We start from the raw sequence: 17,211 nt of genomic DNA, 5'->3' as shown, positions 1-17,211 counted from the left end.
CTCTGTGCTTGTCGGGGCGATTGGGGCCGCCCAGGCCTCGCTTGCTGCCCTTTGGCTGGCGCACGCATATTCAAAGTGCAGCTGGCTCAGTCGGTATCAGTTTTATAGCTACGAGCACTTGATAAATAAGCGCAGAAGGGCGAAATAAGACCTACCGCGCTCATCACCGGATCGGATCGCTAAAATCATTGGCAATCCGTCCCTATCTTTCATGCAGACGGCATCCCTTTTCAGGATGCCGTTTTCATTTCCAGAGTTCTTGTAACGCAGCCATGAGCGACACCATTCAACAGCCCGGCCTCGACAGCCTCTCCAAGTCTTTTGAACCTGCCTCCATCGAAGCCCATTGGGGTCCTGAGTGGGAAAAGCGCGGCTACGGCAATGCCGGCTATCGCGGCACGGGCAAGCCCGGTACCGAAGCTGCCGCTGCAGGCAACAACTTCTCCATCCAGCTGCCCCCACCCAATGTGACAGGTACGCTGCACATGGGCCACGCGTTCAACCAGACCATCATGGACTCGCTGACACGCTACCACCGCATGAAGGGCTACAACACGGCCTGGATTCCCGGCACCGACCATGCAGGCATCGCTACCCAGATCGTGGTTGAGCGCCAGCTGCAGACCCAGGGCGTGAGCCGCTATGACCTGGGCCGTGACGAATTCACCAAAAAGGTCTGGGAGTGGAAGGAAAAGTCCGGCAACACCATCACCACCCAGATGCGCCGCATGGGCGACACCGTGGACTGGAGCCGTGAGTACTTCACCATGGACGAAAAACTGTCCAAGGTGGTGACCGAAACCTTTGTGAAGCTGTACCAGCAAGGCCTGATCTACCGCGGCAAGCGCCTGGTGAACTGGGACCCGGTGCTGCAGTCTGCAGTGTCCGATCTGGAAGTCGAGAACCAGGAAAAGGACGGCAGCCTGTGGCATATCGCCTACCCGCTGACCAGCGGCGAAGGCCAACTGGTGGTCGCCACCACCCGCCCCGAAACCATGCTGGGCGACGTGGCCGTGATGGTCCACCCCGAAGACGAGCGCTATCGCGCCCTGATCGGCCAGACAGTGACCCTGCCGCTGGTGGGCCGCCAGATCCCTATCATTGCCGACGAATACGTGGACCGCGAATTCGGCACCGGCGTGGTGAAGGTGACGCCTGCGCATGACCAGAACGACTATCAGGTGGGCCAGCGCCACAAGCTGCCCATGATCACGGTGCTGACGCTGACCGCCAAGATCAACGACGAAGCACCCGAGAAATACCGTGGCATGGACCGCTTTGTGGCCCGCAAGGCCATCGTGGCCGACCTGGAAGAACTGGGCCTGATGGTCGAGATCAAGAAGCACAAGCTGATGGTGCCCATCTGCGACCGTACCGGCCAGGTGATCGAGCCCATGCTGACCGACCAGTGGTTCATCGCAATGAGCAAGGTCAGCGACCAGGACCCTACCGGCAAGTCCATCGCCCAGAAGGCGATTGATGCCGTGGCCAATGGCGACGTGACCTTCGTGCCCGAAAACTGGGTCAACACCTACAACCAGTGGATGAACAACATCCAGGACTGGTGCATCTCGCGCCAGCTGTGGTGGGGTCACCAGATTCCGGCCTGGTATGACGAAGAAGGCAATATCTACGTCGCCAAGAACGAAGCCGACGCCCAGGCACAGGCCCCCGGCAAGAAGCTGACCCGCGACGAAGACGTGCTGGACACCTGGTACTCCTCGGCCATGGTTCCGTTCAGCACCATGGGCTGGCCCGAGCAAGGCAATGCTGCCGATGATGATTACAACCTCTACCTGCCCTCCTCGGTGCTGGTGACGGGTTACGACATCATCTTCTTCTGGGTGGCGCGCATGATCATGATGACCACGCACTTCACCGGTCGCGTTCCGTTCAAGCATGTCTACATCCATGGCCTGGTGCGCGATGCACAGGGCAAGAAGATGAGCAAGTCCGAAGGCAATGTGCTGGACCCGGTCGATCTGATCGACGGCATCTCGCTGGAGCCGCTGCTGGAAAAGCGCACCACCGGCCTGCGCAAGCCCGAGACTGCGCCCCAGGTGCGCAAGAACACGCAAAAGGAATTCCCCGAAGGCATTCCCGCCTACGGAGCCGACGCACTGCGCTTCACCTTTGCCGCCCTGGCGTCTCTGGGCCGCAGCATCAACTTCGACAGCAAGCGCTGCGAGGGCTACCGCAACTTCTGCAACAAGCTCTGGAATGCTTCGCGTTTCGTGCTGATGAACTGCGAAGGCCATGACTGCGGCCTGGCTCCTCACACCAAGGAGCAATGCCAGCCCGGCGGCGAGTTTGCGGGTTATATGCACTTCAGCCAGCCCGACCGCTGGATCGCCTCGCAGCTGCAGAAGGTCGAGGCAGAAGTGGCCAAGGGCTTTGCCGAGTTCCGCCTGGACAATGTCGCCAACACGATTTACGACTTCGTCTGGAACGAGTTCTGCGACTGGTATCTGGAAATCGCCAAGGTGCAGATCCAGACTGGCAATGAAGCCCAGCAGCGCGCCACGCGCCGCACGCTGATCCGTACGCTGGAGGTGATCCTGCGTCTGGCCCACCCCATCATTCCGTTCGTGACGGAAGAGCTGTGGCAGCAGGTTGCGCCCGTGGCCGGCCTCAAGGGCGAGTCCATCGCCGTGGCCCGCTACCCCGAAGCCCAGCCCGAGAAGATCGACGAAGCATCGATTGCCTACGTGGGCCGCATCAAGCAGATGGTTGACGCCTGCCGCGCTCTGCGTGGTGAGATGGGCGTCTCGCCCGCCCAGCGCCTGCCGCTGCTGGCGGTTGCCGGCAATGCCGACGATTCGGCCTTCCTGCGCGCCAATGCCGACGTTCTCAAGAACCTGGCCAAGCTAAGCGAAGTCAAGGTCTTCGACGACGAGGCCGCCTGGGCCACTGCAGCTCAAGCCTCGCCCGTGAACGTGATGGGCGATATCCGCCTGGCTTTGTTCGTGGAGATTGACGTGGAAGCCGAGAAGGCCCGCCTGAGCAAGGAAGCCAAGCGCCTCGAAGGCGAGATCGTCAAGGCCAACGGCAAGCTGAGCAACGAGGCCTTCTGCGCCAAGGCTCCTGCTGCGGTGCTGGAGCAGGAGCGCAAGCGTCTTGCCGATTTCGGCGCCACCTTGGCCCGCATCAACGAGCAACTCGCTCGTCTGGGCTAAACCCCGCTAAACTCCCTCCAAAAACAAGGCGCAGGCAACTGCGCCTTTTTTCCATCCAGAAATGACAAGCACATGAGCAATCAAACCCGCGTCCGCAAAGCCGTGTTCCCTGTTGCAGGCCTGGGCACCCGTTTTCTGCCCGCCACCAAGGCTTCGCCCAAGGAAATGCTGCCCGTCGTGGACAAGCCGCTGATCCAGTACGCCGTGGAAGAGGCTTACGAGGCCGGCATCCGCGACATGGTCTTTGTCACCGGCCGCAGCAAGCGGGCCATCGAAGACCATTTCGACACCTCCTACGAACTCGAGAACGAACTCGAGAATGCCGGCAAGCAGGCCATGCTGGATCTGGTGCGCAGCGTCAGCCCGGCCGACATGAACTGCCTGTTCGTGCGCCAGCCCCGCTCCCTGGGTCTGGGCCATGCCGTGCTGTGCGCAGAGCCTCTGGTGGGGAACGAGCCCTTTGCCGTGATTCTGGCCGACGACCTGATGACCGGAGAGAACGGCGGCCCCGGCGTGATGGCGCAGATGACTGCCGCCTTCCAGAAGCAGGGCCGCTCTCTGCTGGCCGTGCAGGAAGTGCCGCTTGAGCACACCAAGCGCTACGGCATCGTCAAGGGCGAGCCCGCAGGCGGACCGCTGATGCGTATCGACGAGATCGTGGAAAAGCCCGCCCCCGAAAAAGCCCCGTCGCGCATGGGCGTGGCCGGCCGCTATGTACTGACCCCGGCCATCTTCGACCAGATCCGCAACCAGCCCCAGGGCGTGGGCGGAGAGATTCAGCTGACCGATGCCATCGAGCGCCTGATGCAGCACGAGGCCGTCTACGCCTTCCAATACGCCGGCAAACGCTATGACTGCGGCAGCAAGGAAGGTTTTCTGCAGGCCACGGTGGAGCTGGCGCTGCAGCACCCCGATGTGGGCGACAGCTTTCGCGAGTACCTCAAAAGCTTGAGCCTCTGAGCCAGCTCGCCAAGGAGCTCTGATACGAAAAAGGCCTGCAAATGCAGGCCTTTGTTGCGTCAACCGTTGGCTTTCAACGTCGGCGCAGGATGTGAATGAATTCATCACCGACCGTCTGCTGCTCGACCAGCTCATTGCCGGTCTGCTTGGCAAAGGCCTGGAAGTCCCGGATGGAGCCAGTATCGGTGGCCACGACCTTGAGCAGTTGGCCGCTTTGCATGGCAGCCAGCGCTTTCTTGGCTTTGAGAATGGGCAGCGGACAGTTCAGGCCGCGGGTGTCAACTTCTTGATCTACGTGCATGGGGTGGATTCCTCGTCAGCTCCGATTGTAGAAAAACCAGGCGCAGGCAGTGCCAGCGCGGTCTTTGCTCAAACCAGAACGGGGGCCACCGTAAAGCGCGGATCCTCGCCCCAGCGTCGCACAGGCCATTTAGCGGGGTCAGGCTCGGGATTTTGACCAGGACGGAAAGCGCCAAAGCGCGGTTCGAAGCCTTTTTGCTTGATCCACTCTGCCAGAGCGTAGCCCGTGCCCGCAGGCCAGCACAGCGACTCCTGGGCCGTCTGCCAGCGGTATTCCAGCAGCTCGGGCGAGAGCTTCACATCCTCTGGCCGGCCATGCACACGCACATGGTAGGCAATCAGCACCTGATTCATGCGCAAAAACTCCGAGCAGCACAGCAGACGCAGCGCCTTCACGCGCAGCCCCGTCTCTTCGAGAACCTCGCGACAGATACCGGCTTCTGGCGATTCACCGGCTTCCATAAAGCCCGTAATCAGGCCGAAAACACCCTCTTGCCACAGTGCATTGCGCGCCAGCAGCACCCGGCCGTCATCACCCTCCACCACAGCCGCCAGCACCGGCGTGGGATTGCCCCAATGCGTGAACCCGCAACTCGGGCAACGCAGACGCTGTACCTCGCCGCTGTCCTCGCTGGCCACAATCCATTGCAGCTCAGTCGCGCAGTTGGAACAAAAGCGGACTTCATAAGCCATGAGGCTCTCCGTATTCTTCACGACTTACGCAAAACAGGTTCAGGCGAGGCGTCTGTCTCAGAAGGCAGGCCGCTGTTGCATTCTTGTTTGCGTAAGTACTATTCTTGATATTGCTAGCAGTCAGCGCTTGATGGATAAGCGCTGACTGTCATTTGGAGCTTTGATTCTCTTTTGCGCTATCACGCAAAAGACATGGCTCATGCCGGAAACACGCCTGTAGAGAGGTAGCGATCACCACGGTCGCACACCACAAACACGATGGTGGCATTCTGCTCGCGCTTGGCAATTTCCTGGGCCACCCACAGTGCCCCGGCAGCCGAGATACCCGCAAAGATGCCTTCTTCGCGCGCCATGCGGCGGGCCATGTCTTCGGCATCGTCCTGGGTCACATAGACCAGTTCGTCGACCAGCGAAGCGTCATAGATCTTGGGCAGATACTCCTCGGGCCACTTGCGGATGCCAGGAATGCGCGATCCCTCCGAAGGCTGAGCGCCGATGATCTTGATGTTCGGGTTCTTTTCCTTGAGGAACTTGGCCACGCCGGTAATGGTTCCGGTCGTACCCATGGCACTCACAAAGTGAGTGATCTCGCCACCGGTCTGCTCCCACAGCTCCGGCCCTGTAGTTTCATAGTGGGCCCTGGGATTGTCGGGGTTGGCAAACTGATCCAGCAGCACACCTTTGCCCTGGGCCACCATCTGGTCGGCCAGATCGCGCGCATATTCCATGCCGCCGCTCTTGGGCGTCAGAATCAGTTCGGCGCCATAAGCCTTCATGGTCTGTGCACGTTCGATGGACAGGTCCTCGGGCATGATCAGAATCATGCGATAGCCCTTGATGGCTGCAGCCATGGCCAAGGCAATGCCAGTGTTACCCGACGTTGCCTCGATCAGTGCGTCGCCCGGCTTGATCTCGCCGCGCTCTTCAGCACGCTGGATCATGGACAGCGCAGGCCGGTCCTTGACGGAGCCAGCCGGGTTGTTGCCTTCGAGCTTGCCCAGCACTACGTTTGCACGTTCACGGTTTGCATCCGCGCCGATGCGTTGCAATGCCACCAGCGGCGTGTGACCGATAGCATGTTCGATGGTCGAATAAGTTTTCATGTCCAATACTGTGCCATAATTCGCGTCTGCGCTAAGCGAAGCCCGGGTGGTGAAATTGGTAGACGCAGGGGACTCAAAATCCCCCGCCGCAAGGCGTGCCGGTTCGATTCCGGCCCCGGGCACCACATACAAAAAGCCGTTAAGTTTTAAGGACTTAACGGCTTTTTTTTTTGCCGCAATGGCCCCCTCGCAAATTGAGATTTGGCGTATCTCAAAAAAACGATTGGCGCAAAAACCATGCAACGACATCCGAAAGCATGCCTGTGTCCTCCCGCTTGCATGGCGAGATGGCAGCTCTCGCCTTGAACAAAGGCACCCCCACCCAATGATGGCTTCAGCCTATCTGGCGTCCCGCAAGCCTCGTAATTTCCCGCCCCCTCAAAGACCCGGCCTCCCGTGCATCAGTGCAGGTTGATATGCCGACCAACTCGTAATTTGCACCTTACGAAGCAGGCAGACTCGGCAGCAACGTCATGTCCCTCCGCATGGTGAAAGGGGATGAAAATACACACAGAATACAAATCGTTCGTATTCGACAACAATGCCAGAATCACTCCTACATCGGTTATGGCTATCGAAACTTAATACTTATTGCATTAATTAACGCCAGTTCATCCACCTAACACACGAGCTCAAGAAGCCATATGTCTACGGAGAGCACGTCACGCTTCACCAAGAATGTCATCTCTATGGATGAGGTTCTGACACGGACTGGGTTATCAAGATCGATGCTCTACAAGCTGTTGCGCAAGGACAAGTTTCCCCATCCCACACCAATGAGCAACAGAGCAGTTGGCTGGTTCGAAACGGATGTCGAAAGCTGGCTGCAGGCGAGCAGGGCAACTCGCCAAGCGAACCTGGTTCTACCTGTCGTCTACATGGCGGGAAAAATGGGGGCAGCTTCAGACAATGGGAACCTGGGCGGAGAGTTTTCCTGTTGGCGAATCTTCGACGTATCCAGATCCAAGGCACTTGGTGATCTAGGGATCGAGAATTCAGATACCGATGTGCTGATTGCACCGCCGGAAGAAATGCTATTTCACGGAACTTGTACGAGGTTCATGTATTCCGGTCCGTGGAAAGCGAGAAATGGCAACCATGGACCGATGCATGGCACGAATTCTTACTCTCCCTCCAGCCCGCAAAGCGCTGCCTATCGCGGAGCTCTTCAAGGCATCTCACGGGCCGACGTTGTTGTCGCCTATCTCGAAGACCTGGAGGCTTTTGGAACGCTGGTTGAAATCGGCTATGCAAGAGCGGGCAATAAGAGAGTCGTCGTGATTACGGCACCAGGCCTTAAGAAGCAGCGACGAGACAAGGACTGGGACCATGGCATTTGGTTCGCTATTCGGGCTGCTGATAGACACATCGAACTACCAGACCATCCTGGCTCCAGCCAGAACGACCTCTGGCGATCAGCACATGCACACGCAGCATCGGTCATTTCGGAGTGGTACCCCCATTCCCTGACTCCCCCTCCCAGTACCGCTGAATAGAGTGCAGTGGCCAGCTCGAATTTGCCTCATAAGAAAGCCACCTCACAATACCCCATCCCGCCCACTCTTTGAATGTCTCGCACAGCTCTTGCAACGGGGTAACCTCATTCTTGTAGAAAACATCCAGGGATTGGCTGGCATTGCCAAGTCTGCCCGTGATGTTGGGGATGATGCCCTGCAATCCGGACGGGACGGGATACGCGGCCAGCACATTGGCCTCGCGGGCTTTCCTGATCACACTGAAATCATCCTTGGCCACGATCTCGTTGACCGAAATCAGCTTGAGATCTTCGGGCCTGGCGCATGGACACAACGCCCGCACTTTCAAGATCACGCCAGAGCTGTTTCGCGCCGTCGATGCGCAAGTCGATCAAGTGCTACGTGACGGAATGGAGCAGGCATTTGCCACCGGCATGCTTTTGAATGATGTGATTGCAGTAAAGATGCCCCAGGCCTGCTCAGGCACGACGTCAGCAAGACCTAGAAAGTCAAAGGTGCTATTGAATTTGAAATTGGCATTTGAGATTGCAGCATCTCCCGCCTTTGGGGAGATGACTGCGACGCGGAGGACTACCGCACAGAAGTCACCGTCACTGAAGGGGCTGGCAAACGAATCCGCGCCATGCCTATGTGCGACATGCCCAACCTCGCGGTCGACCCAACCACGACCTTGATGAAGCGCCAAAGCTGCTGGATCGCATCCATGTGAAAGCAGCACGCAAGCCTTGCCCAACATGGACCACATGATCGAAGATCGGTCAGGTAAAGCGCCCTCCACCTCATGAAAGAAATTTCCCTGTAAAGAAACCTTCAAACGAATATTTCAAATTCAAATATCATTTCAATACTCGATGTCAGACAGAGTATTTCTTCATGTAAGAACTCGAGCACAGCTAACAGCAGTATTCAAATAACTCCTATCAGGATTGCACACCTGACAGCTTGCGCTCTGGTTCTTACTTGCATTTTTCCATAAATATTTTTTATATGCGTTGACACAGTCAAAGGGCTTATTTTCAAGTAGGACGCAACCTCGAGAGAGCTTTTTCCTTGAGCTATCAATTTCAATATTTCCACTTCTCTTTCAGTCAGCGACTCGAAGCTCTTGTGTTTGAGGATGCTTTCTTCATGCAAATTGGCTTTGAATATTTTAGGAATGATTTTTTTTGCCACTACTGGAGATATAGCCGCTCCGCCATTGGCCACTTCCAGCACAGCTTGCGAGTAACTTCCAAACCATGAGTTTTTCACCAGGTATCCAACAGCGCCTCTTTTAAGAGCATTCATTGCCGCATCGTCGTTTTCACTTGCAGAAATTGCAATGCTGAGCACGTCAGGCCTCTTTAGTTGGATCGATTCCAGCAACTCGTCTCCCTGGCCTTCACCAATAGACAGGTCAATGAGGAGCACATCGAACTCTTGCAAAAAGACGTTCTTACGAGCCTCCTTGTAGCTGGAAGCCTGCCCTACCAGAAGAGTGCGCGGGTCACGCATGAGCTCCTGCGAGATCACATTCCTGACATGGCTGTCCTCGTCAACCAGAAAGACTCGCACCGGCTGGTTCTGCTGCCCCTTCATGTCGGACGGCCACATGCGCCCAAAGACTGTAGATGTGACTTCTGCACTGCCTGCATCATCAAACCGTGAACTCATAGATGCGTCGGATAGATACATGTGACACTCCATTTGATGAGTCGATTGCTTGCGAATCTCGCGAAAAATAAAATTCATCCCATTGGAAATCCACAAAAAACAAGTATAGAAAAATAAGGTTTATATTTTTACAAATTAATACTTGAATACAAGGTATTAACTTATCTCCATCGCAAAATAGATGTAAACCCTTTATTTTTGAAACAATGGGCAGATAAAATAAAAAGAAATAAAGATTACATTTTTTAGCATTGTAAGAATTTTCCAACAAGCACTATTTTTTCAATAGCACATCATCCACAGACCATAACAAATTAATCATTTTTTCATCATTTTAAATTCTTCAAAAAATATCTTTGAATGGGGTATTACTGTTTCTCCGTCGTTTTCTGAAACTGCCTTCACCGAAAGCAGTTTTGGAACGTAACAAAGCACTCCAGAACTTGTTGACGGTTAACACTGGCCTTTGCGAAATTGCATCGGTCTCTCGCTCACACACTCTCAGTTATCTGGGAACTCGCTATTCAAAGGAATGATCATGAAAAAGTCTCTGATTGCCATGGCGGTTATTGCGTTGGCTGGTGTTGCATCTGCTGCAGTGAGCAGTTCAAGCATTGCAGCCACAAACACGACGTCGAGCGCATCGTCTGCCACGCTGTCGGGTGCTGCCAGCTCGGGCAACGGAAGTGCGCTGAGCATGAATAGTGCAACCTCCGGTGCCACGTCGAATGCAAACGCTGCTGGCGGCGCTATCGGCGCAGGCGGTTTTGGCATCGGTGGGGCCGCTGTCGACGGTAGCGCCACTACTTTCGGTAATGTGAAGAGCCTTTCCGCAACCTCCGGCAACGGTGTTGCGGGCGGCGTAGCGGCTACCAATGCCAATGCGGGCTCGGCTGCTGCTGCCGGCTATAACGCAGGACCCGTCAGCGGCACTGCCTTCGGCGGCGCCTCTTCCCAGACAGCGAATGTTGCTGCAACTGGCGCCGGCCCTGGCGGCGGCTTGGCTTACATCAACAACAATGCTGGCACCACCTCTGGCTACAACGCCACATCGGGAGCCGTTTCCTCACCTTGGGGCTCATTGACCAACACCACATCGAACGCAGGCTCTGTGGGTACCGTCCACCAGAATGCGGGTTCCTGGGGTAACGCCGGCTACTTCTCCAATGGTGGTGGCACCTCCGGTCTTGCTGGTGCAGGCTCTACTGCCAATGCCAACTAAGGCAGCTGTCCCAAGATAGTTGTGTGTGTCCCGGGTCTGGCTGCCTGGCCGGGCTCGGGCAACATAGGAGCAAAGCATGAAATTCTCAATAGCTCTGTTAAGTCTTTGCGTTCCTTTGTGCAGTTATGCGCAAAGTGCCGACAGCAGCGCGCAAAGCTCCTCTAGCTCCTCATCCGTGGGGGCACAACAGAATCAGTCGGTCACCATTGTCAATCCGGTCGTTGCCCCGGCGGAGAGTCGATCTGTCGCCACGATGGACAGCAGATCCACTTCAACGTCCGATCAAAACATCACAACGAACGGCACGACCACTCAGAACTTGAACAGCACTGTGTCCGGGACGTCCAAGAACATTGTGGAGTACACCGGTACTTACACCATGAAGAACGTTCCCAGCGTGAACGGCCCCAACCTCACGACCAGCAATGACACCTGCATGGGCAGCAGCAGCGGCAGTGCCAACGGCCCAGGCTTTGGCGTGAGCTTCGGTACAACCTGGACGGACGAGCATTGCAAACGCCTGAAAATGAGCCGCGAGCTCTGGAACAAGGGCATGAAGGCAGCCTCGCTGGCTATGGACTGCATGGATCCTGCCGCTCGCGTGGCACTGGAGATCACGGGTTCTAAATGCCCGCAATCCATGACCGCTGATGAGCGCCGCAACAACTACGGGCCGGATGCTTCGGCACAAGGTAGCCCAACTCCTGCTGCGTCCCCCTCAGAGGCTCAGTCGGGTTTGGCACCTGAAGTCACTCGACCATCGGCGGTCACCTCTGTGATGGATGACCCACGTACAGCACAGCTGTACCCCAATTAGTGGGCGTGATTCCTAATCTAGGAGGCCGCTATGGGCAAGACTCTAGCTCTTTTAGCGATTGCACTATGCTGCGCTTCGTCTTTGGCTGCACCCGACTCCAGGGCCATCAACGAGCCGTTGAGCATTCAGCGCCAGATCTTCGGAAGCGGCGAGCAAGGTGCAGCAGGCTCGCAGCAAGCAGAGCCGGTTGGTGACTATGGCGTCTGGCATGTGCCGCAGTACCTGCCTGGCTATCCGACTGCTGCAACGATATGGCCCCGCGCTATCCCTGTGAAATGCAAGGACAGGCAGTGCGAAGGCTATGTGATTACCCCGCAGATGGGGCCAGGTGAGTACCTGTTTTTCGTGCCTACCAGCGAATAGGCTAATCAAAGGCATAACAGGAGGGCAGCACTCCATTGATGCTGACCGCAACTCACCTAACAAGGGCGGGCTTCAACCCGCCCTTGTTGATTTTTGCTCTGCAAATATGCAGTCACTCAGCACTGATAGCGACACCAAGAAGAGTCTGTGCTGACAAAGTGACTCAGCGTCCCCCATGTCGACATCGTGGGCGCAACGCGTTTTCCCCCAAAGGAAAGCCGCGACATTTTTTTGCGCCTGAATATCGAATACAATCCGCATCCCTCTAGGGCGAGAGCTGGGAAGTGAAATTCCCAAATCAGGGCGTTCCGGTCCGATCCGGCACTACATACCCAAGCCGAGAAGGCAGCTTCGCTCCATCCAGCCTTCCGTTCTCCACGCGAAAAGCCGGCGCATCAATTACGCCACAGCCGCATGCCTTTCCCTTGCAGGGATAAGGCAGGATCTCTCTTGCTCGCTCATCTTTTCGACGTTGCACAGTCGCTGTGCATAACTTTGCACAATCTGGTGCAGACCTATATCTTGCAATGCCATGCCTGGCACCGACAGCATCGCCCCATCTGGCAAGCATCCATTCGCTTCAATCCTTTAGCACATAGCAGGCCACCAGGGTTATTTCTCTCTGAAAAATGCCTTTTGAGCATCACTGTGCTTGTACTGTCAACGAGATCATTAGCTGTCAATCCGAGCAACCCAGGCTTGAGTCAAGCCACAAAAAAAGCGCTGTCCATGACAGCGCTTTTTTCCACAGTTCATGTGGACATGATTGTGGATATCCAGTGAAATCCTGGTGATAACAGCACGCAAGCCCTTGTACTTGCGGGTTGAAAGGTAGGATGCCTCCAAATCAGGCAATTGCAATCAAAGGGTTAACCCTTGATGATTTTCAGAGCTGACGACGGATCACCATACGCCCCGACTCGGTGATATGCCAGTGCTTTTCTGCGTCCTGCTCCACCAGCCCCCGCTCCAGCAGGCGCCTGGAGAGATACTCCTTGGCAGCAGACCACAGGGAGACATCCTCGCCCAGCTCCAGCTTCTTGAGCGTTTCCAATTCATCGACCGTAGGTTCATACACAGGTGCGCGATAGACTGCGGTTTGCATGGTGACTTCTCCTAAGCTCGTGCGATAACTGGCCGCTTCGGCTCCGAAGCGCCTGAGAGCCAAGATAAACCTGTCATCAACGACACGCAATAGTTACCTGCCTGCTTTACCTTTATTCACCCGAGCTATACCCCACCCTCACAGAGTTGACAGCCTGGCCACAGACTGCCAACTCATTATTCAGGAGCTGACCGCCTTTATGCTGTATGCGCTTGCTGTACTTTTCGCCTTCCAGCTACTGGGTGAGTTCCTGGCCCGCTTTACGGGCCTGCCCCTACCCGGCGCGCTGATCGGCACCCTGCTTTTGCTGCTGGGTCTGCTGTTTTACAAACGTCTACCCAAGACACTGGAAGACACGGCTCAGGTGCTGTTGCAGAACATGATGCTGCTTTTCATTCCCGTCATTGCTGGCGTGATGCTGGAATTCGACCACCTGCGCCGCGAATGGCTGCCGTTTGTGCTGGCCTGCATTGCCGGAGCTGCCATCACATTCACCGCAACCGCCCTCACCTTCCGCTTCTGCCTGCAGCGCCAGCGCACTCGACAGCCGAATAAGGCGTCCGCCGCCAAACAGGAACAGAACGTATGAGCACCTCACTGCTTGAGCGTCTGCACACCGCCTGGCTGAGCCTGGCCGAAGGCTCGCCCCTGCCCTGGCTGGTGCTGACCATGCTGGTCTATATGGCAGCCATGGCCATCTACCGAAAAAGCGGCAACCGCCCGCTGCTGATACCGGTGTTCACAGGCGTGGTCGTCATCGTCGCCATTCTGATGATCACGGGCACGCCTTATGCGACCTACCGCAGCGGCGTCTCCCTGCTGGGCCTGATGATAGGGCCGGCCACCGTGGCACTGGCCATCCCGCTGTACGCACAGCGCGAACGTATCAGCCAGTTGTGGCTGCCCATCAGCGTGGCACTGCTGGTGGGCTGTCTGGTCGCACTACTTTCAGCCCTGGGCATTGCCTGGGCTTTCGGCGGCTCTCAAGCCACGCTGATCGCCGTGGCCCCCAAGTCGGCCACCATTCCCATCGCCCTGCCCATGGCCGAGCGTTTTGGCGGAACACCCTCGCTGGCCGCCGTGGCAGTAGCCATCACCGGCATCAGCGGCACCATGATGGCGCCGCTGCTGTGCCGCGTACTGCGTCTCAAGGACCCTGCGGTCGAAGGCTTTGCCATCGGGCTCACGGCCCATGCCATTGGCACGGCACGCGCCATTCAGCTCAACCCCACGGCCGGCGCGTTCTCCGCTCTGGCCATGGGCCTGAACGGCGTGGCCACGGCGGTGCTGATGCCGTTGGTGCTGGCCATTGCCCCCTGGATCTGAAACGCTAGCTGGCAGCGCTTGAAACATAAGCGCCTCCAGCTAATTTGCTTTGGTTTTTCGCTCACTGCGCCGGTAGGCAGCCAGCGCCCCCAGAATCAGAGCCATCCCCAGCCATTGCACCGGCTGCGGCCTGGCACCAAACCAGAGCAAATCCACCAGCAAAGCCATGACGGGGTAAATAAAGGACAGGCCGGCGATGGCCTGCGCCTGAAGCCTTTGAAATGCCGTGTACATCAGCGTGTACATCCAGGCCGTATGCACCAGGCCCAGCACCAGCACCGCAACCCAGACCTTGGGACTGAAAAGTGCCTGGGTGCGCAGCTCCCACACCCAGGGCAGCAAGCTCAGCGCACCCACCAGCATCTGCAGCATCGCGATCTGCGCCGGCGCAAGCCGCCTGAGCCGCTGGGTGGCCAAAGTGGCCATGGCATAAAGACCGGCTGCCAACAGTGCCAGCACAATGCCCAAGGATTGCCCTTGCGACGTCTGCTGGTCAGTCAACCCGACCAGGCCGCTGCTCAAGCCCACGCCAACCAGCGCCAATACCAGCCAGGGCAGCCGATTGAGCGGCAGAGGCTCGCCCTGCAGCAGAGCTGCCAGCAGCAACAGCAAGAAGGGCTGCACGTGATAGACCACCGTGGCAACGGCAATGCCGCTGTATTCATAGGCACGAAACAGGCACAGCCAATTGACGATGAGCGCCACCGCCCCCAGCAGCAGCCAGCCGCTCTCGCGCCAGCTCGGCCTGGACCACTGGCCCGACCAAAGCACCCAGGCAGCCAGCCCGAGACCGCCGAGCAGACAACGCAACCACACCACCCACAGCACGGGCAGGCCGCTCTCCAACACCAGCAGGCCGATGGTTCCGGAAAGCGCCATGGCTAGCACCATGCGCCAGTTGCCGCCAGCTGCTGCATTGGACGGCGAGGTGGAGGGCACAACCGACTTGGCAGCCAGGGCTTGCAAAGAAGAAGAGGTTTGAGAAGTCATGATGGCATCGTCCATCAATCACATTCACGCATCAATATAGCTTTATTCCACTTACTATTACCCATGGAGCAACAATCAAACTGAACCATGAGCACAGAGCCCGGCCTGCTTCCTGAAATGCTGGTTTTCGCCAAGGTGGTGGAGCAGCGCAGCTTTGCCGCCGCCGCGCGGCAACTGGATCTGACCACCTCGGCCGTCAGCCGCAGCGTGGGCCGGCTCGAAGCCCATTGGGGCGTGCAGCTGCTGCATCGCACGACCCGCTCGCTGTCCCTGACCGAGCTGGGAGCCGAGGTCTATGCTGCCTGCAGCCAGCTGGCACAGACCGCCAGCGATATCCACGCCATCGCCGGCCATTACAGCGGCGTGCCGCGCGGCACGGTGCGACTGACGGCGCCGACCATCTTTGGTGAAATCTGGCTCAGCGCACAGCTGCCCGCCCTGCGCCGCCAATGGCCCGAGCTCGAGGTCGCCGTCAGCCTCAGCGACCAGATGCAGGACCTGGCTCAGCAAGGCCTGGATCTGGCCATTCGCCTGACCCGGCCCGAACAGCTGCCGCCACATATGGTGGCGCGCGAGCTGCGCCAGGTGCGCTACATCGCCGTGGCCTCGCCGGCCTACCTCAAGGGCCTGATCAAGCCGCCCAAGCACCCGCAGGAGCTGGGCCGCGAGCATGGCGTGGCATGCATCACGCTGGGCTATGGCGACTTCCAGAATCGGCTGCAATGGGTGCAAGGCCAAGATCGCCGCCCGGTGCCGGTCGTGACCGAGGTCGCCGTTCACTCTCCTTTGTCCATGGACAGCAGCACCGGAATCATCAATCTGGCGCTGCAGCACCAGGGCATAGGCCTGGTGGCAGACTTTGCCGCCCAGACCGTGCTGCACAGTGGTGCGCTGGTACAGGTCCTGCCAGACTGGCAACTGACGGGCAATTACGCTCCACGCACCGCTTATGTGCTGTATATGCCGTCACGCCATTTGCCACTCAAGGTGCGGGCGCTGATCGATCACTTGGTCGAGGCAGGCAAGCATTAAGAGCCGCCAGCACAAGCCCGATGCGTCGTTGCTTCCCCTTGTCGTAGCTCTGTACTATTTGCGGCTTCGCGCCTCATCTCAACCACAACCCCAGGTTTGCCGGGTCGTGTTGGCCGCTCTAAATCCATGACTCAAACAGGCCCGGTCGCAGCGGCCTGATGGCCAGCCACATCGACAGTCGCTGCGGCGGCTTGCGGCCAGAAAAGAGCACGCACGTCAGCGCAGACATAGGGCAGGATCAGCGCCATACCGCTCAGCAAGGTGCCGACACTGGCGGCAGCGCTGCCCAGACCCGATTGCAAGATAGGGCCCGCAAAACAGGACAGCAGCAAGCCGGCTAGCGTTGAGCTGACAGCCAGACTCGGCGCCCAACTCCTGAAGCGCAGTTGCCCGTAAAAAGACACCAGCATGGTCACAGTCACCACCGCCATGGCCAGCCATACTCTTGGCAGGTAGCGCTTGATAGCACCAAATTGCACCATGCTGTCATAGATCGACTTCAGACTCGCCGGGATCAGCGGGAAATAGGAATCCAGGCACAGGCCCGCCACAGGCATAGCCATGGAGGCAAGAACAATGGCCCGGTACGTCGATTTCTCCAACTCCCTCTCCCTCAATGTTTTTAGCGCGCATCGCATCGGGATATCCCCATTCGCCCGCTACAAGCTTGTGGACAATACCAACCACTCAACGGGATAAGAGCATCAAGTCATTGTTCTGTAAAGACTTTTGAATGCGCGCTTATTTTTTAAGCAAATCACACCACGAGGCTCTTAAAGCCGACAAACTCCGCATTTCATAGCAGCTCGCGCCTACCCAAATTGGGCTGCAGTCCAGTTTTCCCCACTAAATCACTACAAGCTTGTGGACAAACCGGAGCAAGCACTTGAATAAGCGACTTAACTCCTTGTCACACTAGGGAAAACGGGGTGCTGATTATTTTTTAATCAGCACCCCATTTATGCACCAGAACTC

General features: G+C 57.4%; 18 protein-coding genes and 1 tRNA gene. 10 read left to right on the top strand and 9 right to left on the bottom strand.

Translation table 11 applies throughout. The features are described 5' to 3' along the window. The first annotated feature begins 272 nt into the window (after positions 1–272). Positions 273–3,176 carry a valine--tRNA ligase gene (locus tag CTATCC11996_RS17720; RefSeq protein WP_003078722.1) on the top strand — a complete coding sequence of 968 codons (2,904 nt, stop codon included), beginning with the start codon at positions 273–275 and terminating at the stop codon, positions 3,174–3,176. Between the two features lie 72 nt (positions 3,177–3,248). Continuing rightward, the gene (galU, locus tag CTATCC11996_RS17715) at positions 3,249–4,136 is read left to right on the top strand and encodes a UTP--glucose-1-phosphate uridylyltransferase GalU (protein WP_003078718.1); all 888 of its coding nucleotides are present in this window, start codon (positions 3,249–3,251) and stop codon (positions 4,134–4,136) included. A 73-nt stretch (positions 4,137–4,209) separates the two neighbouring features. Here the strand turns inward: galU and CTATCC11996_RS17710 are convergent, their stop codons facing one another. The 3 genes from CTATCC11996_RS17710 to cysM all read right to left on the bottom strand — a co-directional run bounded on the left by CTATCC11996_RS17710 (position 4,210) and on the right by cysM (position 6,232). Then, positions 4,210–4,437, bottom strand: a complete 228-nt coding sequence (locus tag CTATCC11996_RS17710) for a sulfurtransferase TusA family protein (protein ID WP_003052800.1) — start codon at positions 4,435–4,437, stop codon at positions 4,210–4,212. 68 nt (positions 4,438–4,505) lie between these two features. Next, positions 4,506–5,129 (bottom strand): NUDIX domain-containing protein, encoded by a 624-nt coding sequence (locus CTATCC11996_RS17705; RefSeq protein WP_003078716.1) that lies wholly within the window; start codon positions 5,127–5,129, stop codon positions 4,506–4,508. Between the two features lie 197 nt (positions 5,130–5,326). Then, positions 5,327–6,232: a cysteine synthase CysM gene (gene cysM, locus CTATCC11996_RS17700; protein ID WP_003078715.1), complete on the bottom strand. Its 906-nt coding sequence runs from the start codon at positions 6,230–6,232 to the stop codon at positions 5,327–5,329. Positions 6,233–6,272: 40 nt separating this feature from the next. Between cysM and CTATCC11996_RS17695 the strand changes: the two genes are divergently transcribed. Beyond that, positions 6,273–6,357 (top strand) — tRNA-Leu (locus CTATCC11996_RS17695). Positions 6,358–6,921: 564 nt separating this feature from the next. After that, a complete protein-coding gene (locus CTATCC11996_RS25130) occupies positions 6,922–7,728 on the top strand; it encodes an AlpA family phage regulatory protein (RefSeq protein ID WP_238532424.1) in 807 nt (268 codons plus the stop codon). Here CTATCC11996_RS25130 and CTATCC11996_RS17685 read toward each other — a convergent pair. From CTATCC11996_RS17685 to CTATCC11996_RS17680, 3 genes are all read right to left on the bottom strand, one after another. Beyond that, entirely contained in the window at positions 7,673–8,062 is a 390-nt protein-coding gene (locus CTATCC11996_RS17685) for a phage portal family protein (RefSeq protein ID WP_003078712.1), read from the bottom strand. The two genes, CTATCC11996_RS25130 and CTATCC11996_RS17685, sit on opposite strands and share 56 nt — an antisense overlap. 36 nt (positions 8,063–8,098) lie before the next feature. Beyond that, entirely contained in the window at positions 8,099–8,473 is a 375-nt protein-coding gene (locus tag CTATCC11996_RS25620) for a hypothetical protein (RefSeq protein ID WP_238532423.1), read from the bottom strand. Positions 8,474–8,634: 161 nt separating this feature from the next. Then, positions 8,635–9,402 carry a LuxR C-terminal-related transcriptional regulator gene (locus tag CTATCC11996_RS17680; RefSeq protein ID WP_003078710.1) on the bottom strand — a complete coding sequence of 256 codons (768 nt, stop codon included), beginning with the start codon at positions 9,400–9,402 and terminating at the stop codon, positions 8,635–8,637. Between the two features lie 577 nt (positions 9,403–9,979). On the opposite strand from CTATCC11996_RS17680, the gene CTATCC11996_RS25960 reads away from it, so the two are divergent. From CTATCC11996_RS25960 to CTATCC11996_RS17660, 3 genes are all read left to right on the top strand, one after another. Then, positions 9,980–10,603 (top strand): hypothetical protein, encoded by a 624-nt coding sequence (locus tag CTATCC11996_RS25960; protein ID WP_236597792.1) that lies wholly within the window; start codon positions 9,980–9,982, stop codon positions 10,601–10,603. 319 nt (positions 10,604–10,922) lie between these two features. Next, positions 10,923–11,420, top strand: coding sequence for a hypothetical protein (locus CTATCC11996_RS25955; protein ID WP_238532422.1), 498 nt, complete (start codon positions 10,923–10,925; stop codon positions 11,418–11,420). A 30-nt stretch (positions 11,421–11,450) separates the two neighbouring features. After that, entirely contained in the window at positions 11,451–11,783 is a 333-nt protein-coding gene (locus CTATCC11996_RS17660; protein ID WP_034349562.1) for a hypothetical protein, read from the top strand. Positions 11,784–12,669: 886 nt separating this feature from the next. Here CTATCC11996_RS17660 and CTATCC11996_RS17650 read toward each other — a convergent pair. Next, on the bottom strand, positions 12,670–12,888 hold the full coding sequence (locus tag CTATCC11996_RS17650; RefSeq protein WP_003078700.1) for a hypothetical protein: 219 nt from the start codon (positions 12,886–12,888) through the stop codon (positions 12,670–12,672). A 199-nt stretch (positions 12,889–13,087) separates the two neighbouring features. On the opposite strand from CTATCC11996_RS17650, the gene CTATCC11996_RS17645 reads away from it, so the two are divergent. Together CTATCC11996_RS17645 and CTATCC11996_RS17640 are read left to right on the top strand one after the other, a co-directional pair. Beyond that, positions 13,088–13,477 carry a CidA/LrgA family protein gene (locus tag CTATCC11996_RS17645; RefSeq protein WP_003078698.1) on the top strand — a complete coding sequence of 130 codons (390 nt, stop codon included), beginning with the start codon at positions 13,088–13,090 and terminating at the stop codon, positions 13,475–13,477. Then, positions 13,474–14,214: an LrgB family protein gene (locus tag CTATCC11996_RS17640; protein ID WP_003078696.1), complete on the top strand. Its 741-nt coding sequence runs from the start codon at positions 13,474–13,476 to the stop codon at positions 14,212–14,214. The genes CTATCC11996_RS17645 and CTATCC11996_RS17640 overlap by 4 nt, the downstream gene beginning before the upstream one ends. Before the next feature lie 39 nt (positions 14,215–14,253). On the opposite strand, the gene CTATCC11996_RS17635 is transcribed toward CTATCC11996_RS17640, so the two are convergent. Then, on the bottom strand, positions 14,254–15,204 hold the full coding sequence (locus CTATCC11996_RS17635) for a DMT family transporter (protein ID WP_042438488.1): 951 nt from the start codon (positions 15,202–15,204) through the stop codon (positions 14,254–14,256). A gap of 87 nt (positions 15,205–15,291) precedes the next feature. Between CTATCC11996_RS17635 and CTATCC11996_RS17630 the strand changes: the two genes are divergently transcribed. Then, positions 15,292–16,236 carry a LysR family transcriptional regulator gene (locus CTATCC11996_RS17630; protein WP_003078691.1) on the top strand — a complete coding sequence of 315 codons (945 nt, stop codon included), beginning with the start codon at positions 15,292–15,294 and terminating at the stop codon, positions 16,234–16,236. A gap of 131 nt (positions 16,237–16,367) precedes the next feature. Here the strand turns inward: CTATCC11996_RS17630 and CTATCC11996_RS17625 are convergent, their stop codons facing one another. Beyond that, a complete protein-coding gene (locus CTATCC11996_RS17625; RefSeq protein WP_003078689.1) occupies positions 16,368–16,838 on the bottom strand; it encodes a hypothetical protein in 471 nt (156 codons plus the stop codon). Positions 16,839–17,211 lie beyond the last annotated feature (373 nt).

Source organism: Comamonas testosteroni ATCC 11996 (assembly GCF_000241525.1).
GTDB classification, from domain to species: Bacteria; Pseudomonadota; Gammaproteobacteria; order Burkholderiales; family Burkholderiaceae_C; genus Comamonas; species Comamonas testosteroni.
The sequence above is the reverse complement of the archived record's forward strand: the minus strand, read 5'-3'. Positions and strand labels throughout refer to the sequence as shown.